Consider the following 22678-nt stretch of genomic DNA (forward strand, 5'->3'; position numbering starts at 1 on the left):
CAATCAAATCAAAGGGAATTGCGAACGGTGCATGCAGCGGGCGGCCGCACAGACCGGTAGGGAAATCTTATGCCTTGTCGTCGAGCGCGACGACCTGCCAGCCATCCTTGCCGTCGACCAGCTGCCGGTCGACGCGCACTTCATCAGCCACGACACCGAGGTCGACGACCACTGTTTCCCCCTGAACCCGCAATGCACGTATCGCAGCGATCAGCCGCGGATCGTCGCCTGCGGGCGCAAGGATGCCGGGCGCGGCGTCCGGGAACGGCAGCCGCGTCAGCGCGCGGACGTCGAGACTGAAGCCGGTCGCCGCACGGGCCCGGCCAAACTTTTCGCCGACACGGTCATAGCGGCCGCCGCGCGCCAGCGCATTGGCAAAACCGGTCGTATACGCGGCAAACACCAGCCCGGTGTGGTAGTCGCTGCTTTTGACTTCGGCCAGGTCGAAACGGACAGCGATCTGCCGCGCCGCCAGCGCCGTCGCCAGCGCTTGCAGCGCGTCGAGCGCGTCCATCACGCCGGGTAGCTGCGGCAAAGCCGCCCGTGCGCGCGCCAGCGTCTCGGCACCACCGTACAGCGACGGCAGCGCGCAGATCCCCTGCGCCAGCGACTCCGGCAACCCGGCCGTCAGCGCTTTCAGGGTCGGCACGTCTTTCTGTTGCAGGGCGTTGAACGCCTCGTCCCGCAGCGTGCCGCGCAGCGCCGCCGCGTCGGCCAGCGCATGGAACAGTCCGATATGGCCGATGTCGAGACGGATATCGTCGAGCCCGGCCAGCCCGAGACAGGCAAACAGCAGCTCGATGATCTCGACGTCGGCGGCGACGTCGGCACTGCCGTAGATTTCAGCGCCGATCTGCCGCGGCTCGCGCGTCGACTGGATGCCGTCCGGACGGGTATTGACGACCGAGCCCGCGTAGCACAGCCGCGTTACGCCCTTGCGGTCGAGGATGTGCGCATCGATCCGCGCCACCTGCGGCGTGATGTCGGCGCGCAGCCCCATTTGCCGGCCGGTCAGCTCGTCAACGAGCTTGAAGGTCTTGAGGTTCAGCGCCGGATCGTCGAGCAGGAACAGCGATTCGACATACTCGACCAGCGGCGGCATCACCAGCTCGTAGCCGTAACGACCGAACAGGTCGAGCATGCCGCGACGCATGGTTTCAATCTGGCGCGCTTCGCGCGGCAGCACGTCGGAAATGTACTCCGGAAGAATCCAGTTTCTCATATTCCAGTCAAACCAAAGGCCCGCCGGCAAAGCCGGTCGGGCGCCATTTCAATTCATCAACAGGTCAGCGCGCAGCCAGTGCGAGCAGCAAGCCACCGAGCAACGATACCAGACCGAACAGGCGGATGTGCCGGTCGGGCTGACCGGCGATCCGCAACATATTGCGCTTCCAGAACGCCGGCATTGCAAACGGCAGCAGCCCCTCGATCACCATCACCAGGGCGAATGCCAGCGCCAGCGTCTCTGTCACTTGCCGCCGCTCCGCGGGTTCTTCATGTACTTGAAGAACTCCGAACTCGGATCGACGACCAGCACGTCGCTCTTCTTGCTGAAGCTCTGCTTGTACGCGTCGAGGCTCTTGTAGAACGCGTAGAACTCGGGGTTCTTGCCGTAGGCGGCGCCATAGATCGCCGCCGCCTTGCCGTCGCCCTGACCCTTAAGCTGCTGGGCCTGGTTGTATGCGTCGGCCATGATCACCTCGCGCTGCTTGTCGGCATCGGCCTTGATCTTTTCGGCATCGGCCGAGCCCTCGGCACGCAGCTGGTTGGCGACGGCCTTGCGCTCGGACTGCATCCGCTCGTACACCGACGCCAGCGTGCTGTCCTCGAGCTCGACGCGTTTGACCCGGACATCGACCACCTTGACGCCGATCCGTGCGGCATCGGCATTGGCAACCTTGCGCACATAGGCCATCACCTCTTCGCGCTTGCCCGAGATTACGTCCTGCACGGTGCGTTTGCCGAACTCGTCGCGCAGCATGTTGTTGACGGTGTTGCGCAGCCGGTCGACGGCTTTGCGTTCGTCCAGACCGACCGCCTTGTAGTAGCGCTCGACGTCGACGATCTGCCACTTGATGTAGCTGTCGACCTTGACGTTCATCTTTTCGATCGTCTGCACCCGCGCCGGCTGGTTTTCGTCGATCGTCTGGATGCGCTTGTCGAAGTAGCGGACATCCTGCAGCAGCGGAATCTTGAAATGGATGCCCGGCTCGCTGATGACCCGCTTGGCCTCGGAGAACTGGAACACCACGGCAAACTGCCGCTGGTCGACGGTAAAGAACGTCGTGCTCAGCACGAAGAGCGCAACGAGAATCAGTGCCAGAGTCGGCAAAATACGGTTCATGTTCATCTCCCCTTATCGACCGTAACGTTCGCCGCGGTCGGTCGAACGCGGCGCGGGTGCCGGCGCGGCCTCGGCGGCCGGCTTGGCGGCCTCGCCGGATGCGGCTGCAACCGGCGCGGCAGGGGAAGACGACATCTGCATCAGCTTGTCGAGCGGCAGGTACAGCAGATTGCTGCCCGATTTCTGGTCGACGAGCACCTTGGTGGTGTTCTGATACATCTGCTGCATCGTGTCCAGATACATCCGGTCGCGGGTCACCTGCGGCGCCTTCGCATACTCGGCAGCAACCTGGCCGAAGCGCGAGGCATCACCTTCGGCACGTGCGACGACCTGCTGCTTGTAACCTTCGGCTTCCTGCACCAGCCGCGATGCCATACCGCTGGCCTTCGGAATCACGTCGTTGGCGTAGGCGGTACCCTCGTTGATCAGCCGCGCCTTGTCCTGACGCGCCTTGACCGCGTCGGCGAACGCCGCCTGCACCTGCTCGGGCGGCTGGACGTCGGAGATGTTGACCCGAGCGATCGCAATGCCGGTCGCGTAGCGGTCGAGCAGCTCCTGCATCAGCTCCTTGGTGTCCTCGCCGATCTTGCCGCGGCCCTCGTTCAGGACGTAGTCGACCTTATTCTTGCCGACCACTTCACGGATCGCCGTTTCTGCGGCCTGCTTGACGAGGTCCTTGCCGTCCTTGTCGCTGCGACGGTTGTTGAACACGAAGTCCTTGGCCGACTTGAGCGTGTATTGGATTTCCAGCTGCACGTCGATGATGTTCTGGTCGCCGGTCAGCATCACGGCCTCGTCGGCAGTCGACTTGCCTTCGGCACGCGCGCCGACATCCAGGCTGCGGATTTCGGTGACATTGACGACTTCGCGGCTCTCGACCGGCCACGGCAGATGCCAGTGCAGGCCCGAGTTCTCGACCGTGGCGACATAGCGGCCGAAGCGCATGATGACCGCATCCTCGCGCTCGTCGACGACGTAGAAGCCCGACGCGCCCCACAGCACCAGCAGCACGGCGATGATCGCCCCGATCCCGGTCATGCCGCCCCGGCCACCCAGTTGCGGGCGCGGCCCCTGGCCGCCGCCGAAAAGACGACCGAGCTTGCCAGTCAGATTGCGGATCATTTCGTCGAGGTCCGGCGGGCCGTCCTTGCGACGACCACCCCATTGCGGGTCGTTTTGGCTCATTATCGTTAGTTATCCTTGGTGGGTTGGCTCATGAGATCGACCAAAGCCGAACGAAGCAGGTCCAGACCATTCCCACTCATGGCACTCAGGCGCACGGCGCGAATTTTACCATACTCGTCCAGCAGGACGGCCGGCTCGCCGCCCTTCAGATCAATCTTATTCCAGACCATCAGTTGCGGAATCTGTTCCGCACCGATTTCCTGCAAAACACTATTAACAGCCTCGACCTGCGCATCGCGAAGCGGATGATTGATGTCAACCACGTGCAAGAGCAGGTCAGCCTCGATGGTTTCCTCCAGCGTAGCCCGAAACGCTGCGACCAGCGTATGCGGCAGGCTGCGGATGAAGCCGACCGTATCGGACAGCACAACCGAGTGCTCGGTATCGAGGAACAGCTTGCGTGAGGTGGTATCCAGCGTGGCAAACAGCTGGTCGGCGGCATAGAGCTTGGCCTTGGTCAGCGCATTGAACAGCGTCGACTTGCCGGCGTTGGTGTAGCCGACGATGGAAACCGTGAACTCGCCGCGCCGTGTCCGTGCGCGACGCTGGGTTGCCCGCTGCTTCTGCACCGTCGCCAACTGCGCCTTCAGACGCTTGACGCGGATACCGATCAGGCGGCGGTCGGTTTCCAGCTGCGTTTCACCGGGTCCGCGCAGACCGATGCCGCCCTTCTGCCGCTCCAGGTGCGTCCAGCCGCGAATCAGTCGCGTCTGGATATGCGCCAGCTGTGCCAGTTCGACCTGCAGCTTGCCCTCGGCGGTCCGGGCCCGCTGGGCAAAGATGTCCAGGATCAGCGTGGTCCGGTCGATCACGCGGCACTGCATGATGCGCTCGAGGTTGCGCTCCTGCGCCGGCGACAGCTGGTGATTGAAGATCACCATCGGTGCCTCGAGCGCGCGAACGGTCTCGGCGATTTCCTGCGCCTTGCCGCTACCGGCAAAGTAAGCCGGGTCCGGCCGGGCACGCTTGCCCTCGACCATTGCCAGCGGCTGCACCCCTGCGCTTTCGACCAGCTGGACGAATTCGTCGGCACCATCGCGATAGTCCGGCTCGCCGAAGTCGAGGCAAACCAAGACGGCCGAATCGCCGCCCTTGTGACGTTCAAACATGCCTATCTTTTTTCATGGCCGGCAACGCCGGCCCAAACAAGTGAAAACCCCGACGGACTGCGCCCATCGGGGTTGGAACAGCAGGAACGGCGATCAGGCTTCGCCAGCAGCGGAGGCGGTGGCCGCCTGCGGATTTTCGTGCGGGATCGACACCGGGCGCGACGGTACGACCGTCGAAATCGCGTGCTTGTAGACCATCTGGGTCACGTTGTTGCGAAGCAACACGACGTACTGGTCGAACGATTCGATCTGCCCTTGCAGCTTGATGCCGTTGACGAGATAGATGTAAACCGGAACGTGCTCTTTGCGCAAGATGTTCAGGAACGGATCTTGCAGCATTTGCCCCTTGGCACTCATTGTTGTTCTCCGATGTGTTTGTTATTGGTCGAATAGGGTTGCGTCTTACGCTTATAGTACAGAACTTGTCGGGTCGCCACCATGGTGCGGCGCAGCAATCAGAACTTGCTGCGCGGCTTCGGCTTCGGCCCCGGCTTCTTGCTCTTGTCATCGAAAGGGTTGGCGCTGCGCTTGAACTGCACGCGCAACGGCGTGCCCTGCAGCTTGAACACTTTCATGAAACTGCGTTCCAGATAGCGCCAGTAAGAGTCTGGCACCTGTTCGAGCGCGTTGCCATGCACAATCACCACCGGCGGGTTGGAACCACCCTGGTGGGCATAGCGCATCTTCGGACGGATCTTGCCGGAAAGCGGCGGCTGCTGGCGCTCGAGCATCATCTGCAAAGCATTGGTCAGCTTCGGCGTCGGAATCTTGATCATCGCTGCCATATAGGCCTGGTCAATCGACTTGAACAGGTCACCGACCCCCTGACCGCCAAGCGCCGAGATGTAGTGGAACTTGGCGAAATCGAGGAAGGACAGCTTGCGGTCGATCTCGCGCTTGATCCGGTCGCGCTGCTCGGCGTTCGCGGCTTCCCATTTGTTGACCGCGACGACCAGTGCCCGGCCCGTTTCCATCACGAAGCTCGCGACGCGGGCATCCTGGTCGGAAACCTCCTGCATGGCATCGAGCACCAGCACGGCTACGTTAGCGTCCTCGATCGCCTGCATGGTCTTGATGACCGAGAACTTCTCGATCATCTCGGTCACCTTGCCGCGCTTGCGCACGCCGGCGGTGTCGATGATCGTGTAGGGCGAACCGTTGCGCTCGAAGTCGATGTAGACCGAATCGCGCGTCGTGCCCGGCTGGTCGAACGCGATCACGCGCTCCTCGCCGAGCACCGCGTTGACCAGCGTGCTCTTGCCGACGTTCGGACGGCCGACGACGGCGAACTTCGGATGCGTCGACTCCTCTTCGTCGGCCGGCACCTCGAAACCGTCGAGGATTTCATTGATCAGGTCGCGGACGCCTTCGCCGTGGCTGGCCGAAACCGCCACCGGATCGCCAAGACCAAGCTCGTAGAAGTCGGCGGTGACGACGGCGCGCTGCATGCCTTCGACCTTGTTGACCGCGACCCAGACCGGGCGGTCGACCTGGCGCAAGCGTTGGGCGATGATCTTGTCCTGCGGCGTGATGCCGACACGACCATCGACGATGAACACGATGGCGTCGGCCTCATCGACCGCCTGCAAGGTCTGCCTCGCCATTTCGAACATGATGCCTTCATCGACAACCGGCTCGAAACCGCCGGTATCGACGACGAAGTACGGTTTTTCACCGACGCGCCCGTGGCCGTAGTGGCGGTCACGGGTCAGGCCCGGCTGATCCGCAACGAGCGCGTCGCGCGTCTTGGTCAGTCGGTTGAAAAGCGTGGACTTGCCTACATTCGGCCGGCCCACGAGGGCAATCGTCGGTTTCATTGAATCTTTCTACGGTTTATTTCACGGCCAGCGCAAAAACGTCACCGTTTTGCGACTGGACAATCAGCTTGTTGTCGAACACCACCGGCTCTGCCGCGATCCGGTCGCCACCGGTCGCCAACTGGCCGACGAGGCTGCCGTCATCGGGCTTGAGCAGGTGGACATAACCCTGGTAGTCGGCGACGGCGACATAGTTGCCGAGCATTGCCGGCGAGCCGACCAGCCGGGCCGCCAGCTTGTCCTGTTTCCACAGGCTGCGGCCGCTGTTGCGGTCATAGCCGAGCACGTTGCCATCGGCATCGGTGACCGCAATCATGCGGTTGTTGCCGGCAACCCCGGCATAACTCGATACCTCGCGCGACCAGACCGGCGTGCCGTTGAGTACGTTGAAGCACGACACGCGCCCCTGGTACGCGGCGGCGCAGACCATGTTGCCGTTGACTTCGGGCGCCGACACGACGTCGGCGATCCGTTCGAGCTCGGTCGCGCCCTTGGGCATCGCCACCGGGCTATCCCACAGCACGCGGCCATCCTGCGCGCCGAGCGCGACCAGACGGCCGCCGGCCAGCCCCGCAAGCGCAATCCCGCCGCGCAGTGTCATGGGCGCGTAGTTCCGCAGGATCAGCGCCGGCAACTGGCGCTGGAATTGCCACTTGAGCGCGCCGTCGACTGCCGAAAGACCGCTGATCTTGCCGTCGACGGTCCGCACCAGCACGATGCCGTCGGCAATCGCCGGCGGGGAAACGATCTCGCTGCTGACCTGCGCATGCCACATCGGCTTGCCGTCGTAGCTGTAGGTGGCAACCTCGCCCTTGAGCGTGCCGACGGCGATCAGACCCTCTCCGGCACCGACCCCGCCGGCGACCGGCTTGTCGAGCTTGACCTGCCACTGGCTGGCGCCGTTCTGCAGGTTCAGCGCGCTCAGCCGGTCCGGCTGACCGGCCACGACGAGCCTGTCGCCGGCCAGCGCCGGCAGGAAGCGGAAGTCGGTCTTGCCGCCGGCCGACGCACGCCAGACCGTCGTCAGCCCTGCCTGGTTGTCGACCACCGGCAGCGGCGAAGGCGTCGGCGCATTGCTGACCGAACCGCAGGCCGCGAGCAGGCTAACGAGGCCTGCCGACGCCAGCAAGCGGGATGAGCACTTCATCTGCATGTCAGACCTTCCCGAGCGCTTCGAGTTTGACTTCGACGAACTTCAGGTTCGGCGCATCCTTGGGGAGCTTCGAGACGGCGTCGCGATACGCGTCGCGCGCACCGGCCTTGTCGCCCTTCTCGACCAGCACGTCGCCGCGCGCTTCGGCGAACAGCGCGGTGAACGCTTCATCCTCGCGGCCCTGCAGCGTCGTCAGTGCGACGTCGAACTGGCCGGCGTCGAGCTGCAGTGCGGCAAGGCGCAGCCGGGCGACGTCGCGCAGCGGCGCTTCCTTGGCATTGCTCACGGTCCATTTCAGTTGCGCTTCGGCATCTGCCGGCTTGCTGGCGTCGACGCCGGCCTTGGCGGCCAGCAGCGCAGCGCGCGGCGCGTAAGCGGTCGAGCCATACTGCTGCTCGATGGTCTTGGCGCTTTCGGCCAGCTTGGCCGGTTCGGCCTGCAGCTGGGTTTCCAGCTGCCCGTACAGCGCGGCGGCATCCTTGGTCTGCGAAGCCTGATAGTGCTCGAAGCCTGCCCAGCCTCCCCAGCCGATGAGTGCGGCGGCGATCGCGCCGGCCAGCCACCTGCCCCATTCCTGCCACCACGCCTTGAATTCGGCAATCTGTTCTTGTTCTTGCAGGTCAAACGCCATTGCAGTCCCCGGGCGGCGTACCGCCTTTCATGTTCAATCGAATGTGCGCGATTATGCCGCAGCGCCCAAGTGCGCGGCCAGCGCGTTCTGTGCGACAACCTGCTGCTCGCCGGCCGCAGCGCCGGTCAAGCGCTTGACGTTGACGGTGCCGGCCGCCGCCTCTTCGTCACCGATCACGACGGCAAAGCTGGCGCCGCTGGCATCGGCTTTCTTGAACTGCGACTTGAAGCTGCCGCCGCCGGCATGCAGAACGACCTTGAGCCCGGCCGCGCGCAACTCGCCGGCAAGGCCGAAGGCCGTTCGCGACGCCGCTTCACCGCTGTGGACCAGATAGACGTCCGGCGCGGCCCGCGGCATCTCGACGCCCTGGGTTTCGAGCAGCAGGATCAGCCGCTCGATGCCCATTGCGAAGCCGACCGCATTGCACGGCTTGCCGCCGAGCTGCTCGACCAGGCCGTCATAACGGCCGCCTGCGGCGACGGTTGCCTGCGCACCGAGCTTGTCTGTCGTCCACTCGAACACCGAGCGGTTGTAGTAATCGAGTCCGCGCACCAGACGGTCGTTGAGCTTGTAGCCGATGCCGGCCTGGTCCAGCAGGGCGCGCAGGCCATCGAAATGCGCGCGCGATGCCTCGCCGAGAAAATCGGCCAGCTTCGGTGCATGCTCGGCCATTTCCTGCAGCGCGGGGTTCTTCGTATCGAGCACGCGCAGCGGGTTCGTGTACAGCCGGCGCTTGCCGTCGTCGTCGAGGATGTCGACGTGGCGTTCGAGATAGGCGATCAGCGCTTCGCGGTGCGCGGCGCGCTCGGGCGCGTCGCCCAGCGAATTGAGTTCGAGCTGCAGGCCGGTCAGCCCGAGCCTGCGCCACAGGTCGGCCAGCATGACGATCATCTCGGCATCGACATCGGGACCGTCGAAGCCGAAGGCCTCGACGCCGACCTGGTGGAACTGGCGGTAGCGGCCCTTCTGCGGGCGCTCGTGACGGAACATCGGCCCGGTGTACCACAGCCGCTGCGTCTGGTTGTACAGCAGGCCATGCTGGATGCAGGCACGCACGCAGCCGGCCGTGCCCTCGGGGCGCAGCACCAGCTGCTCGCCGTTCAGGCTGTCCTCGAACGCGTACATTTCCTTTTCGACGATGTCGGTATGCTCGCCGACGCCGCGAACGAACAGCGGCGTTGCCTCGACGATCGGCGTGCGGATCTGGTTGTAGCCGTAGGCGGCGAGCCAGTCGCGCACCACCGCGTCAAAATACTGCCAGCGGGCACCTTCCTGCGGCAGGATGTCGTTCATGCCGCGGATGCCCTGAATCGTTTGTGCCATTTGTCAGACCGGTAGAAGCGGGATAGTTTTGGGGGCAGCACCGGCGCGGCGCTTCGCACCGCCGTCGCCGTAGTGGCTGGCCACGTAGTTTTCGACGATGGCCTGGAACTCCTCGGCCACCTGTTCGCCCTTGAGCGTGACGGTTTTCTCGCCGTCGACATAGACCGGGCATACCGGCACCTCGCCGGTCCCCGGCAGGCTGATGCCGATATCGGCGAGCTTGGACTCGCCCGGGCCGTTGACGACACAGCCCATCACCGCGACCTTCATGTCTTCGACACCGGGATAGGTTTCACGCCACACCGGCATCTGCTCGCGCAGGAAGGACTGGATTTTCTGTGCCAGCTCCTGGAACACCGTCGACGTCGTCCGGCCACAGCCCGGGCAGGCGGTGACCAGCGGCGTGAAGGCGCGCAAGCCCATCGTCTGCAGCAGCTCCTGCGCGACGACGACTTCCTTGGTACGGTCGCCACCGGGCTCCGGCGTCAGCGAAATGCGGATCGTGTCGCCGATGCCTTCCTGCAGCAGCACCGCCAGCGCCGCGCTCGATGCGACGATGCCCTTGCTGCCCATGCCGGCCTCGGTCAGGCCGAGATGGAGCGGATAATCGCAACGACCGCCCAGATCGCGGTACACGGCGATCAGGTCCTGCACGTGCGAGACTTTGCACGACAGGATGATCTGGTCCGGGCTCAGCCCCCAGGCGATCGCCTGATCGGCCGATTCGAGTGCCGAACGGATCAGCGCCTCGCGCATGATCGCCTCGACCGACAGCGGAACGGCGCGCCTGGCATTCTCGTCCATCAGCCGGGTTGCCATGCTCTGGTCGAGCGAGCCCCAGTTGACACCGATACGGACTGCCTTTTGGTATTCGATGGCCTTCTCGACCATGAAGGCGAACTTCTCGTCGCGCTTGCTGCCCTTGCCGACGTTGCCCGGGTTGATCCGGTACTTGGCCAGCGCTTCGGCGCAGTCGGGATAATCGCGCAGCAGCCGGTCGCCGTTGAAGTGGAAGTCGCCGACCAGCGGCACCTTGCAGCCCCAGTTCTCGAGCTTGGTCTTGATGTTGCCGACCTGCGCCGCTGCCTCCGGGCTGTTGACGGTGATCCGGACCACTTCGGAACCGGCACGCCACAGCTCGAAAATCTGCCTAGCCGTACCTTCGGCATCGGCGGTATCGGTATTGGTCATCGACTGCACGATGACCGGATGGTCGCTGCCGACCATGACATGACCGACACGAACCGATCGGGTCGCGCGGCGGGGAATCAGGATATCGCTCATCGGGTCTTACTTGAGTTCCAGCGTCGCCACGTCGGACCGGCTGTACTGCGCCAGGTCCACGCGTTGGCCGCGCAGATAGAGTTGGGTTTTCGGCGAGTTGCCGATCTTGATCCGGTACGGCGCCACGCCACCGAGGCTGCGCTCGTCACCGGCCTTGAGCACCTCGGAAATCAGCTTGTTGCCGCCGGCATCGACGACCTGGATCCACGAATCCTGCTCGGCAACCAGCCTGATCTCGCCACTGTTCGCCACCGGCGCCGAAGCGACCTCGCTGGCCGGCGCCGGCGCCGGCGTCACCGGTACCGCGGCCGGCGCAGCCACCGGTGCCGATGCGACTTCGCTGGCCATCTCGCTTGCAATCGACAGCGGCAACACCGTATCGGCCGGTGCCGACGCTTCCGGCAGCACCAGCGTCGTGGTCGACACATTCAGCTCGGGCGCGGCCGGCTGCTGCAGGTACCAGAACACGCCGCCGGCACCGATGATCAGCCCGGCGATCACCGTCAGCGTCAGCTGCAACGGCCGGCCGCGACCGCCACCACCGATGCTGAACGTCGCTTCTTCGGCCAAATGCGGCAGCGACGCCTGCTCGCGCTCGACGGGCAAAGCCTCGGCCAGCTGGGCAACCAGCGGCTCGGGGTCGAGCTGCAGCAGGCGCGCGTAGTTGCGCACGAAGCCGCGTGCAAAGGTATTGCCGGGCAGATCGCCAAAACGGTCTTCCTCAATGGCCGCCACCTGGCCGCGGGTCAGCTTGAGCTGCGTGACCACGTCGTCGATCGACAGGTTCAATGCCTCGCGCTGCGCGCGCAGCTGCGCGCCGATGCGTTGGGCAGGCGGAGATTCGGGCGGGGTTTGGATCGGCTCGTCTGTCATCGCTTTTTTTCGTATTGGCCTATTCGTACTGGCCAGCGGCCAGCTTGGTCGTTTCCAGCGAATCGGGGAACTGCTTGCGCAACACCTGCGCAAAGCGCTCGACGCCACCGGCATTGCCGAGGCCACGTTCGATCCGCAGGTTCAGCCATGCCAGCGCAGCGCTGTTCGGCATCGATTTCTGCAGGGCCAGCGCGGCCCGCTTGGCCATGACATAGTCCTGCGTTTTCAGGCCGAGTTCCGCCAGCTGGTAATTGGCCTGCACATCGTTCGGCCGATAGCGCAGCGCACGCTCGTAGTAGCCCTTCGCCGTCGCGGCGTCGCCGCCCTTCGCGGCGCACTGGCCGGCGTTGACCAGCGTCTTCTCCGGCGTCGCGTACAGCGGGTTGGTCAGCGCGCGCTCGTAATAGCCGAGGCCTTCCTGCATCTGCCCGTGCTCACACAGGAACCAGCCGTAATTGTGGTTGGCATCCGAGTCGTCCGGCGACAAACGCAGCGCCTCGGTGAAGTTCTGCTTGGCCTTGGCGTCGTCCTTGAGGCCGACATAGCTCAGCGCCAGGATCGTGTAGGCCGGCGAATACTTGCTGTCGGCCTGGAGCGCCTTGTTGGCCTCGTCGATCGCCACGCCATAGCGCCCCAGCCTGTAGTACTCGGCAGCCAGTTGCGCACGGATGTTCGCCCGCTTGTCCGGCGACGCCTCGTCCTGGGCTGCCGCCATGCTCGCACCGGTCGCGAACAGGCAGACAACCAGCAGTACCAACGGACGCAGGCTCATTTCCATCCCTCTTCTACGGCCGAAATACGATCGGCCGGGTTTCCGCCGCGTGCTTCTCGGCACGACGGGTCTTGTCCTTGACCTGGCCAGCAAGCTGGCCACAGGCGGCGTCGATATCGTCGCCACGGGTCTTGCGCACGGTCACGATGTAACCGGCGTCGATCACGATGTCCCGGAACGCGAGGATAGCATCCCGTCCCGATCGCTTGTAGTCCGCACCCGGGAACGGGTTCCACGGAATCAGGTTGATCTTGCACTGCACGTCGCGCAGCAGCGCCGCCAGCTGGCGCGCATGCTCGGGCTGATCGTTGACGCCGGCCAGCATCACGTATTCGAAGGTGATGAAGTCGCGCGGCGCCTTTTCCAGATAGCGGTTGCAGGCCGCCAGCAGCTCTTTCAGCGGATATTTCTTGTTGATCGGCACGATTTCGTCGCGGATCGCGTCATTCGGCGCATGCAGACTGACGGCCAGCGCGACCGGACAGGCGTCGCGCAGCCGGTCCATCGCCGGCACCAGCCCCGACGTCGACAGCGTGACGCGGCGGCGCGAGAGGCCGTAGGCGTTGTCGTCGAGCATCAGCCGCAGCGCCGCAACGACGTTGTCGAAGTTGGCCAGCGGTTCGCCCATGCCCATCATCACGACGTTCGAGACGACGCGTCCGCCCTCTTCCAGCGGCGCGCCGATGCGCGCCTGCTCGGCCGAAAGCCGGTTGTTCGCCCACCACAACTGGCCGATGATCTCGCCGGTGCTGAGGTTGCGGTTGAACCCCTGCTTGGCGGTCGAGCAGAAACCGCAATCGAGCGCGCAACCGACCTGGCTCGAGACGCACAGCGTGCCGCGGTCATCCTCGGGGATGAACACGGTTTCGATACCGTTGCCGGTACCGACATCGAGCAGCCACTTGGCGGTGCCGTCGCTGGCGATCTGCTCGGCGAGCAGACCGGGAATCGTCACCGCCGCGTCGGCGGCAAGCTTGCTGCGGAAAGACTTGGCGATATCGGTCATCTGATCGAAATCGGCCACGCCGCGCTGGTGGACCCACTTGAGCAACTGCTTGGCGCGGAACGGCTTCTCGCCGTACTTCACCATCAGTTCGGCAAGCGCTTGCGCGTCGTAATCGAGCAGATTGACCGACATCTCAGTAGTCCTCAGCGGCCGTACACTTCGCTCGACGCGAAGAAGTAGGCGATTTCGATTGCGGCGTTTTCGGCCGAATCGGAGCCGTGAACGGCGTTGGCATCGATCGAATCGGCGAAATCGGCACGGATGGTGCCCTTGTCGGCCTGCTTCGGATCGGTCGCGCCCATCAGTTCGCGGTTCTTGAGGATCGCGCCTTCGCCTTCCAGCGCCTGGATCATCACCGGGCCGGAAATCATGAACGACACCAGATCGTTGAAGAACGGGCGAGTCTTGTGCACCGCGTAGAAGCCCTCGGCTTCGGCGCGCGACAGGTGCTTCATCTTGGCGGCAACGACCTTGAGGCCAGCCGATTCGAAACGGTCGTAGATCTTGCCGATCACGTTCTTGCCAACTGCATCGGGCTTCACGATCGACAGGGTGCGTTCAATAGCCATGGGACAAACTCCGGTGGGTTTCGTTTAAGAGACAAGTTGATTTTGGTCTGGTTTACACTGCTGGCGGAAATCGGCTAGCCTCAATCAGGACGACGCCGTTCCCGGCCGCGATTCGCGACAGGACAGCCGAGTATTATAACAAAATCAAGCCACTTGGCTTGTATTGCCTTGCCGAGCGATGAGCGAGACCGAGCAGAACGGGCAGAACCGCGCCACGACCGACGACCCGATCGAGGCGCAACGCGCACAGCAGAAACTGCATACCCAGCTTTACTGGCGTCTCGGGGTTGCAGTGGTGCTGATCGGCGCCGTCGTCGGCGCACTGCGGTGGCTCGACCGCAGCGGACCGGCGCAAAGCGCAGCGCAGATCGCGCCACCGAGCCCGATAGCCAGCGCCCCGGCCGCCGTGGGCGCTTCGGCGATCGAACCCGAAGCGACCGACGAAGCTCCCCCGGTCCAGGCCAGCGCACCGGCCGGTTCACCCGAAACCGCACGGCCGCAGGCACCGACCACGGCCATGCCGCCCGAGCAACAAGCACCGGCGCCGCAAGCTGCCGCGCCCCAAGCCCCCCAACCGGCCCAGCCGGTCGAGGCCACCACCGCCCCCGTCAAGGTCGCGACCCCGCCCCCCGTTGCCATCGTCAAGCGTCCCGACGGCTACACGGTGCAGGCCGGCGTCTTCCTGCATTCGGACAACGCCGAAAAACTGCTGCGCAAACTGCAGGCTGCCGGCGTACCCGCCTACCTCGAAACCCGGGTACAGATCGGCCCGTTCAAGACCCGGGCCGAAGCCGATGCCGCAGCCCGCAAGCTGCGCACCCTCGGCATCGCGCCGGTCGTCGGACCGGCACTGAACCAGGACTAGCTCAATCCAGCCACGCCGGCAACTGCGACAGCAGCGCTTGGCGCTCCCTGGTCGCGGCACCGAGCAGCGCAAAGCCGGCCAGCGTCTCGTCGGCCAGCCGGTAGCGGGCAATCAGCCCGCCCTCGACGGACTCGAGCAGCCATTCGCCGTCGTTGCGCAGCGGCGGGGCGACGACCGTCGGGCACGACGGCGTCTTGACCAGCACCGGCATCGCCGGATAGCGCACCGGCGTGTCCGTGCCGGCGAGCGTCGCCGCCAGCGCCCGCGTCTGCTGCATGATCGGCATCACGAACGGCAGATTGAGGCCAGCGACTTCGGCGCAATCGCCCAGCGCATAGACGTGCGCCGCACTGGTCCGCAACACGCGATCGACGACGATGCCGCGCGCGACCGCCAGCCCGGCGGCCCCTGCCAGGCCAGTACGCGGCCGCAGCCCGACCGCCGACAGCACCAGATCGGCGTGTAGCCGCTCGCCGCCGTCCAGCGTCAGTGTGTACCCTGCGCCATCGCGGTCGACGCGGCTGGCACCGACGCCACAGCGGAACACAACGCCCGCCTCGCCCAGCCTGTCGGCAAGCCAGGTGCCGGCCTGCGGCGGCAGCAGGCGCGACAGCGGCGCTTCGGCCGGATCGATCACCGTCGGCACGATGCCGCGCGCGATCAGGTCGTTGGCGAATTCGCAACCGATCAGCCCGGCGCCGAGGATGGCCACGTGCGCGACACCGTCGAGCCGGGCGGCAAAGCGCGCGTAATCGCCGAGATCGTTGACCGAGACCGGCTCGTCGGCCGCGTCGCCCGCGAGCGGCAGGCGGATCGGGTCCGCGCCGAGCGCGAGCACCAGATCGCGGTAGGCCACCGTCTCGCCGCTGCCCAGACGCAGCGACCGTGCGGCGACGTCGATCGCCAGCACCTCGGTCTGCGCCAGCACCGTCGCGTTCAGCTCGTCGACCATCTTCGCCGCCGGCTTCATCACCAGCGTTTCCGCCGTTTTCTTGCTGGCCAGCGCATTCGACAGCATCGGCTTGGAATAGAAGTCGGCCGCGTCGCGGGCAACGATCACCAAAGGGGTTTCGGCGTCGAGCTTGCGCCACTCGCGCGCGAGGTTGTAGCCGGCGAGGCCGGCGCCGACGATCACGACAGGGGCAGTCATTTCAACTCCAGATAGATAGAAAAGGCCGAACGCGTCGGCGTCCGGCCGGATTCAGCGCCAATCCGGGACAGGCTCAGTGGATTTCCGGCTCGTCCAGCAGCGTCACCGCCGGCAGTGCGCAGGCGAGGATGGCCTGACGCACGGCCTCGATTGCCGCGGCGCGCGGAAAGTTCTTGCGCCAGGCAAGCACGACGCGCCGGGTCGGCACCGGCTCGCTGAACGGGCGGATCGTCAGCAGTGCTTCGTCGGCACTCGAGACCGACGTCGCCGGCAGTACGGTGACGCCGATGCCGCCGGCGACCATGTGGCGGATCGTCGTCAGCGACGAGCCCTGCAAGGTGCGCTGCAGGCTGCCGGCCGGCAGGCTTTCGCGGTTCAGGTCCGGGCAGGTTTGCAGCACGTGATCGCGGAAGCAGTTGCCCGGCGACAGCAGCAGCACGTTTTCCTCGGCGAGCTGGTCCGAGTCAATCGCCGCCAGCGCCTCCCACGGGTGCCCCTTGGGCGTGGCGACGACGAAGGGCTCGTCGTAGACCGGCAGGGTTGCGATCCCGGCCTCGTGGAACGGCTCGGCCAGGATCGCCACGTCGATCTCGCCCTGCTTGAGCATTTCGGCCAGCCGGCTGGTGTAGTTTTCCTCGAGCAGGATCTGCATCTGCGGCGCCCGCTCGCGCAGGTCCGGGATCAGGTGCGGCAGCAGGTAGGGACTGATCGTGTAGATGATGCCGAGCCGCAGCGATCCGGCCAGCGGGTCCTTGCCCTGCTCGGCCAGCTGCTTGATCACCTGCACCTCCTCGAGCACACGCTGCGCCTGTTCGACGATGCGCTCGCCGTTCGGCGTCAGCGTCACGTCGCCGGCGGCGCGCTCGAACAAGGTCACGCCGAGCTCGTCCTCGAGTTTTTTCACCGCGACCGACAGCGTCGGCTGCGAAACGAAGCAGCTCGCCGCTGCACGGCCGAAATGGCGCTCGCGAGCAACCGCGACGATGTAGCGGAACTCGGTCAGCGTCATCGCCAGCGTCTCCGGCCGATCTCGGCACAGCGCGCCGAACACAGCCCGATGATCACGGCGATCAGCCCGAGACAGGTCAGCAGCACCCACACCGGCATGGTCACGCCGAACAGCGTGAAATCGACCGCCGAGCAATCGCCGACCGGGCGGACCAGCGTACCGATCCACGCCGGCATCTGGTTCAGGTCGATCGGAAACGGCAGGCTGGCCGCGCAGGTCACGCTCGGATCGGCCGGGCCGTACTGCAGGCGCAGGTTCCAGATCGCCGCCAGCGCACCGGCGGATGCCACGGCAATCATCAGGCCACCGAGCAGCTTCACCCCGGCCTTGCTGTTGGGGCGCCACACCGCAGCCAGCAGGGCCAGCAGGCCGACAACCAGGATGGCCAGCCGCTGGTAAACGCACATCAGGCACGGCATCACCCAGTTGTAGATCTGGTGATACAGCGCAAAGCCGATCATCGCCGCGCAGGCGATGAAGATCAGCAGAAATCCGGTGCGCCAGTAGCGCAGCGCCAAGCTCATAGTCGTCACTCCATCCCGATTGTTTTTTTCAATCGGTAACGATTGTAACCTGCGCCACGCACACTGCGTCAGCCCTGCCGAGATGAATGTCAGTGTGGTAATCACACTCGCCGCAATCTGGCGCTTTCGGTATAATCTGCTTTTGCGTGCAAAGGATTTCGACCACCATGCGCATCGTTCAGAAAGCTCTCACTTTCGACGACGTCCTCCTCGTCCCGGCCCACTCCACGGTGATGCCGCGCGATGTCAGTCTCTCGACCCAGCTCACCCGCAGCATCCGCCTGAACCTGCCGCTGCTGTCCGCCGCAATGGACACGGTGACCGAGTCGCGTCTTGCCATCGCCATGGCGCAGGAAGGCGGCATGGGCATCATCCACAAGAACATGACGCCCAAGGCGCAGGCGTTCGAAGTCTCCAAAGTCAAGCGTTACGAATCGGGCATCGTCAAGGACCCAGTCACCGTACGCCCGGACATGCTGGTTCGCGACGTGCTCGCGCTGACCCGGCAGCACAAGATTTCCGGCCTGCCGGTGCTCGATGCGCAAGGCCAGGTCGTCGGCATCGTCACCAACCGAGACATCCGCTTCGAATCGCGCCTCGACGTGCCGGTCAGCTCGATCATGACCCCGAAAGAGCGGCTGATCACCGTCAGGGAAGGCGCCAGCATCGACGAAGCGCGCAACCTGATGCACGAACACCGGCTCGAGCGCGTGCTGGTCGTCGACGACGGCTTCCGCCTCAAGGGCCTGATCACCGTCAAGGACATCATCAAGACCAGCGAACACCCGCTCGCCGCCAAGGACGAACAGGGCCGGCTGCGCGTCGGCGCCGCAGTCGGCGTCGGTGAAGGCACCGACGAGCGCGTGGCGCTGCTGGCCGAAGCCGGCGTTGACGTCATCGTCGTCGATACCGCGCACGGCCACAGCCAGGGCGTGATCGACCGGGTTCGCTGGGTCAAGCAGAACTACCCGCAAGTGCAGGTCATCGGCGGCAACATCGCCACCGCCGCCGCCGCGCTGGCGCTGGTCGAAGCCGGCGCCGATGCGGTCAAGGTCGGCATCGGCCCGGGCTCGATCTGCACCACGCGCATCGTCGCCGGTGTCGGCGTGCCGCAGATCTCGGCGGTTGCCAATGTTGCCGACGCGCTGGCCAAGCACGGCATCCCGCTGATTGCCGACGGCGGCATCCGCTTCTCGGGCGACATTTCCAAGGCCATCGCCGCCGGCGCCAGCTGCGTGATGCTCGGCGGCCTGTTCGCCGGCACCGAGGAAGCCCCGGGCGAAGTCGAGCTGTACCAGGGCCGCAGCTACAAGAGCTACCGCGGCATGGGCTCGCTCGGCGCCATGGCCGGCAGCAACGGCTCGTCGGACCGCTACTTCCAGGACAACGTCAACAACGCCGACAAGCTGGTGCCCGAAGGCATCGAAGGCCGCGTACCGTACAAGGGCCCGCTGACCGCAATCGTCCACCAGTTGATGGGCGGCCTGCGCTCGTCGATGGGCTACCTTGGCTGCGCCACGATCGACGACGTCCATACCAAGGCCGAGTTCGTCGAGATCACCGCCTCGGGCATCCGCGAATCGCACGTCCACGATGTGCAGATCACCAAGGAAGCACCGAACTACCGGATGGAGTAAGGGTCGACGTCCAGCGAAGTCCACGGACGTCCTCCCATGCCTCACAAACCCCGCATTTCTGCTAGATCGCGGGGTTTTTCGTGCCTATTGATACTCACGAAACGCCGTCCAAGCCCGATGAACCCGCCCCCTGTTTTGCCGCTATTCCGGGCGAGCCCGAAAAAGCGTCGGACTGGAACCGGGGGCAGGTCAATGCGCAGCAAGCCCGGGCGCGGCAATCGGATCAGGCACTTGTCGTCTTGAGCTCCTGCCGGACGGCAAAGCGATCGCCGTCACCTTGGGACGCATGGTCAAACGGGCTGATTCGCAGCATCAACGCATCACTGCGTTTCAGTGCCTTGGCCTGCGCCAGCAGGGCATTCAGATCGTCGTGTACCGTAATGTACCGTCCGGTCAGGAAGTCGAACTGCCCCGAAGCCAGCGCGACGATACGTTCTGCGCCCGGCTCCGGATCGACAGTGCGGCCGCTCTCCGCCTCGTCGGCCATCCACGCCGCCAGTGCAGCCTGCGCCGATCCTGCGGGTGCACCTCGAGCGATGAAATCACTTCCCATGCCGACGCGGTGCACGAGGCCGGGATGAAATGCAAACAGGCTGACCCCGGTCGATCTTGCTTCGACAGCCACGTTTTCGGTGAGCTTGATCAGCGCTGATTTGGCAACCGAATAGGCGGATGCGGTCGGCCAGCGGAATGCGCCCGCATTGCTGGCCATACTGATGATGCGCCCGTGCTTTCTTGGCGCCATTCTGGCCAGCGCCTCCTGAAGGCACAGGAAACTCCCGCGAAGGTGAACCTCAATGGTTTGCCACCACTCGCCCCCGTCCACCTCCCATGCGCGTCCGATCGGCCCTGCATTGCCTGCATTGTTGATCAGCAGCGACAGCGGTCCCAACGCCTCTTCCACCTGATTGAAAGCGCGGCGGATTGACCCGGCATCGGTTACGTCGGCCAGCACGCCCAGCGCAGTCCCGCCCTCCGCACGGATGGCCGCAACAGCCAGATCGAGCTGTGCGCCACTTCGCGCCATGATTGCGACTTTAGCGCCGGCTGCTGCCAGCCTTCGTCCGTAGATCAGCCCCAGCCCGCGTGCGCCGCCGGTAATGACCGCCACCGTACCGACCAGCGAAATTTGGCGAGTATCCATTCATTCCTCCATGATCACGCCAGTGAAATCGAATTCCCGTCAGATAACTTACATAACATCAAAAAGTTACTTACTGTTGCAGAGTGGTGTTTAAATTTCAATAATTTCAGGAGGTGCGTACTTGATAAGGCAGGCGTAGCGCTCGCCATCGGAACCCGTGGCATTGGTTCCCTGGCACGCAAGCGTCGCCGAGATCGGTCATCCCGCGCATTGCGATTGCCGTGGGACTGCATGTGCGCAAAGCGTGCCGCTTGCCCACGCTTGCGTTCCTACATGCCGGAGCAATGCCCTTCCCCGTCCTCATGCGGGGATTGCTTGATCAGCGTGGCCCCAGGCACACGACATCGGAGCACGAAGTCAGGCATTCGGATCCGGCGGGCCGCTTCCGGTGATTCACGTCACCGGCGATCGCACCCGCTCAATGAGCCCGTGCGCAGCGGCAGCTCGGGGGACGCTGATTCAGAAGCCGGCGGCGAGCCCACCGGACATCCGGCACGTTGTGCCCGAAGACATAACGCGTCAGCAACCGGGCTCGGGTCGCCCATCAGGGCCGGCACGCCGCTGGCGCGTTGAATCGCCAGCATGGCTTCTCCGCCGCTAGCTACCAACCCCGGCACGGCAGGCTCGGCGGCGTGACCGTCTCCGAGGCCAGACGTACCAAGACGCGCAAAGCCGGGAATGCCTAGCTCGCCACCCGTGGCCGAGCCATGTGCTGCCAGCAACCAGCGCCACCGGCAGCGTCACGAACGTTACAGTATCAGTAACTCGGCGGTGCCATTCAGGCTGCTCATGCCGGAGGTCGAGCATGCGTTCAGATCGGTATTCAGATAAACCTTCGTTTCGACGACCGAACGCCCCAAGTAGCGGCCATCGGTGATGGGAGCGACGCGCACGATCACGGTGCTTCCTTCCACCGCATTGACCGTACTGGTGCCGCCACTCCATGTGCTGCTCGTACCATCGCTCCAGTTGATCGTTTTAGCCATAGTGCCGGTACTGACCCCCAACAGCGACAGGCAACTGGCACCTGCAAACGGGAAATTGGCATGGCTGACGGCAGAGCCATTCCAGAGCGGCAACAAAGACGTGCATTGCGAATAAGTAGACGTCGTGTCGACCTGAACCGTTTGGGCGGTCTGGGTAATGCCTGGTGTATACGAATCAGCGGCCGAACCGGTACAGGTGACCAGCGCAGCTTGTGCGCTGGCACAAAGCCCAAGCATTAACAACATGCCTGCGATCAATCGCGAGATAAAGGTCGACAGCAACGAAAGTAACTGAATCATGACAATCCTTCTATTGGATGGAAATGCTGATCGATATTGTTCATGCGCTACTTTCTTGATAGCTGTAGGCGCGTAAGCCCCAAATGAACTGCCTCCGGCTTCTTGGCCACCCGGAATCAGTGGAGTCCGCATTGTCGTTGCTTGGCATGCAAACCAGCAATGAATAATTCAAGAAAAGTAGTCATCAACCCAAACCTGCTTCCCCTTGGCCCTGAAACGGCGAAAGGCAGGTCAACCAAAGCCGCGCACACACAGGTATGCAATAGCAAGAAGGCCCGCAGCAGATGTTGCGGGCCTTTTCAGCAATATCAGGTCAGGGAACCCCGACGAACTCGAGCGTGGTAGCGCCGCTGGTTTGTGTCAGCGGAGTATTGTCCGAGCAACTCGCGAGACTGGTCTTCAGTACAAGCAGCGTTTCCACGGCATTGGCACCTTTGAACTCCCCGGTTTCCACGGAGGAAGTCCGCGTGACCGCATAGCTTGCTCCCAGGTCAACCCGGGCGACCGTCGCCCCTGCTCCCGCCAAGGTACTGCCTGCGCCGTCACTGTAAACAATCGTTTTGTCGCCATAAGTCGAGCCGGGCGTTGCGATCTGCGCGCAGGTGCTACCTTTGAGATGGTTGACTGCGGTGCCTGTGCCGGAACCCACGAACAACGGAATCACCGAGGTGCAATTAACGTAGGTCGAGGTAACCGTAGCAGTCACGTCCTGTGGCACGTTAGTAATGGCAGGATTATAAGTCGTGGTGAGGATACCAGTGCATGAGCCAAGTGCAGCGGCAGATGCTTGGCTGAACATGCCACTCGTTAACAAGCCAGCCACTGCCAGCTTGGCAAACCATCCTCGGATTGATTTCACAAGTAATCTCCAGTTGACTCTGACATTGAAAGCAAAATCGAAGCTTATCTTTCAACAAGCATTCAAAATGCTAATTTTCAGCCCGCAATTATCAAGCAGGCAGCGACAGACGGTCAGCGCAGATGTCGTTTAACAGGC

The 22678-nt window shown here is 64.2% G+C and carries 23 protein-coding genes; 2 read left to right on the forward strand and 21 right to left on the reverse strand.

The genetic code is table 11. From position 1 onward, the window contains the following. Positions 1-67: 67 nt before the first annotated feature. From BJP62_RS03325 to ndk, 15 genes are all read right to left on the reverse strand, one after another. Entirely contained in the window at positions 68-1222 is a 1155-nt protein-coding gene (locus BJP62_RS03325) for an ATP phosphoribosyltransferase regulatory subunit (RefSeq protein ID WP_070526498.1), read from the reverse strand. A 64-nt stretch (positions 1223-1286) separates the two neighbouring features. Next, positions 1287-1472, reverse strand: a complete 186-nt coding sequence (locus BJP62_RS03330; RefSeq protein ID WP_070526501.1) for a DUF2065 domain-containing protein — start codon at positions 1470-1472, stop codon at positions 1287-1289. Next, on the reverse strand, positions 1469-2344 hold the full coding sequence (hflC, locus tag BJP62_RS03335; protein WP_070532233.1) for a protease modulator HflC: 876 nt from the start codon (positions 2342-2344) through the stop codon (positions 1469-1471). Before hflC ends, BJP62_RS03330 begins: the two co-directional genes overlap by 4 nt. Positions 2345-2356: 12 nt before the next feature. Next, positions 2357-3529, reverse strand: coding sequence for an FtsH protease activity modulator HflK (hflK, locus tag BJP62_RS03340; protein ID WP_070526503.1), 1173 nt, complete (start codon positions 3527-3529; stop codon positions 2357-2359). 5 nt (positions 3530-3534) lie between these two features. After that, the gene (gene hflX / locus BJP62_RS03345; RefSeq protein WP_070526506.1) at positions 3535-4638 is read right to left on the reverse strand and encodes a ribosome rescue GTPase HflX; all 1104 of its coding nucleotides are present in this window, start codon (positions 4636-4638) and stop codon (positions 3535-3537) included. Between the two features lie 93 nt (positions 4639-4731). Next, positions 4732-4995, reverse strand: a complete 264-nt coding sequence (gene hfq, locus BJP62_RS03350) for an RNA chaperone Hfq (protein ID WP_070526508.1) — start codon at positions 4993-4995, stop codon at positions 4732-4734. 98 nt (positions 4996-5093) lie between these two features. Further along, positions 5094-6455 (reverse strand): ribosome biogenesis GTPase Der, encoded by a 1362-nt coding sequence (der, locus tag BJP62_RS03355; RefSeq protein ID WP_070526510.1) that lies wholly within the window; start codon positions 6453-6455, stop codon positions 5094-5096. 16 nt (positions 6456-6471) lie between these two features. Further along, positions 6472-7602, reverse strand: a complete 1131-nt coding sequence (gene bamB, locus BJP62_RS03360) for an outer membrane protein assembly factor BamB (RefSeq protein ID WP_070532236.1) — start codon at positions 7600-7602, stop codon at positions 6472-6474. Positions 7603-7609: 7 nt separating this feature from the next. Then, positions 7610-8239: a tetratricopeptide repeat protein gene (locus BJP62_RS03365; RefSeq protein WP_070526511.1), complete on the reverse strand. Its 630-nt coding sequence runs from the start codon at positions 8237-8239 to the stop codon at positions 7610-7612. A gap of 51 nt (positions 8240-8290) precedes the next feature. After that, entirely contained in the window at positions 8291-9562 is a 1272-nt protein-coding gene (gene hisS / locus BJP62_RS03370; protein ID WP_083300669.1) for a histidine--tRNA ligase, read from the reverse strand. Between the two features lie 3 nt (positions 9563-9565). Then, positions 9566-10846: a flavodoxin-dependent (E)-4-hydroxy-3-methylbut-2-enyl-diphosphate synthase gene (gene ispG / locus BJP62_RS03375; protein WP_070526514.1), complete on the reverse strand. Its 1281-nt coding sequence runs from the start codon at positions 10844-10846 to the stop codon at positions 9566-9568. A 6-nt stretch (positions 10847-10852) separates the two neighbouring features. Beyond that, positions 10853-11719 (reverse strand): RodZ domain-containing protein, encoded by an 867-nt coding sequence (locus tag BJP62_RS03380; RefSeq protein WP_070526517.1) that lies wholly within the window; start codon positions 11717-11719, stop codon positions 10853-10855. 19 nt (positions 11720-11738) lie between these two features. Beyond that, complete coding sequence (gene pilW / locus BJP62_RS03385) at positions 11739-12491, reverse strand: type IV pilus biogenesis/stability protein PilW (RefSeq protein WP_070526520.1); 753 nt, start codon at positions 12489-12491, stop codon at positions 11739-11741. 13 nt (positions 12492-12504) lie between these two features. Then, on the reverse strand, positions 12505-13629 hold the full coding sequence (rlmN, locus tag BJP62_RS03390) for a 23S rRNA (adenine(2503)-C(2))-methyltransferase RlmN (RefSeq protein ID WP_070526523.1): 1125 nt from the start codon (positions 13627-13629) through the stop codon (positions 12505-12507). Between the two features lie 11 nt (positions 13630-13640). Continuing rightward, positions 13641-14066 carry a nucleoside-diphosphate kinase gene (gene ndk / locus BJP62_RS03395; RefSeq protein WP_070526525.1) on the reverse strand — a complete coding sequence of 142 codons (426 nt, stop codon included), beginning with the start codon at positions 14064-14066 and terminating at the stop codon, positions 13641-13643. Between the two features lie 178 nt (positions 14067-14244). Here ndk and BJP62_RS03400 point away from each other — a divergent pair, with 178 nt between their 5' ends. Beyond that, positions 14245-14931 (forward strand): SPOR domain-containing protein, encoded by a 687-nt coding sequence (locus BJP62_RS03400; RefSeq protein WP_070526528.1) that lies wholly within the window; start codon positions 14245-14247, stop codon positions 14929-14931. Between the two features lies 1 nt (position 14932). Here BJP62_RS03400 and BJP62_RS03405 read toward each other — a convergent pair whose 3' ends face one another. The 3 genes from BJP62_RS03405 to BJP62_RS03415 form a co-directional block, all read right to left on the reverse strand. Beyond that, positions 14933-16081 carry an NAD(P)/FAD-dependent oxidoreductase gene (locus tag BJP62_RS03405; RefSeq protein WP_070526531.1) on the reverse strand — a complete coding sequence of 383 codons (1149 nt, stop codon included), beginning with the start codon at positions 16079-16081 and terminating at the stop codon, positions 14933-14935. 73 nt (positions 16082-16154) lie between these two features. Next, the gene (locus BJP62_RS03410; RefSeq protein WP_070526534.1) at positions 16155-17090 is read right to left on the reverse strand and encodes a hydrogen peroxide-inducible genes activator; all 936 of its coding nucleotides are present in this window, start codon (positions 17088-17090) and stop codon (positions 16155-16157) included. After that, the gene (locus BJP62_RS03415) at positions 17087-17614 is read right to left on the reverse strand and encodes a disulfide bond formation protein B (protein ID WP_070526536.1); all 528 of its coding nucleotides are present in this window, start codon (positions 17612-17614) and stop codon (positions 17087-17089) included. Before BJP62_RS03415 ends, BJP62_RS03410 begins: the two co-directional genes overlap by 4 nt. A 167-nt stretch (positions 17615-17781) precedes the next feature. Between BJP62_RS03415 and guaB the strand changes: the two genes are divergently transcribed. Further along, positions 17782-19251: an IMP dehydrogenase gene (gene guaB / locus BJP62_RS03420; RefSeq protein WP_070526538.1), complete on the forward strand. Its 1470-nt coding sequence runs from the start codon at positions 17782-17784 to the stop codon at positions 19249-19251. A gap of 223 nt (positions 19252-19474) precedes the next feature. Here the strand turns inward: guaB and BJP62_RS03425 are convergent, their stop codons facing one another. The 3 genes from BJP62_RS03425 to BJP62_RS17825 form a co-directional block, all read right to left on the reverse strand. Next, positions 19475-20395 carry an SDR family NAD(P)-dependent oxidoreductase gene (locus BJP62_RS03425; RefSeq protein ID WP_070526541.1) on the reverse strand — a complete coding sequence of 307 codons (921 nt, stop codon included), beginning with the start codon at positions 20393-20395 and terminating at the stop codon, positions 19475-19477. Positions 20396-21144: 749 nt separating this feature from the next. Then, positions 21145-21681 carry a hypothetical protein gene (locus tag BJP62_RS18250; RefSeq protein WP_145927085.1) on the reverse strand — a complete coding sequence of 179 codons (537 nt, stop codon included), beginning with the start codon at positions 21679-21681 and terminating at the stop codon, positions 21145-21147. Positions 21682-21994: 313 nt separating this feature from the next. Next, on the reverse strand, positions 21995-22480 hold the full coding sequence (locus BJP62_RS17825; RefSeq protein WP_236943651.1) for a hypothetical protein: 486 nt from the start codon (positions 22478-22480) through the stop codon (positions 21995-21997). Between the last annotated feature and the right edge of the window lie 198 nt (positions 22481-22678).

Source organism: Jeongeupia sp. USM3, assembly GCF_001808185.1.
GTDB lineage: Bacteria > Pseudomonadota > Gammaproteobacteria > Burkholderiales > Chitinibacteraceae > Jeongeupia.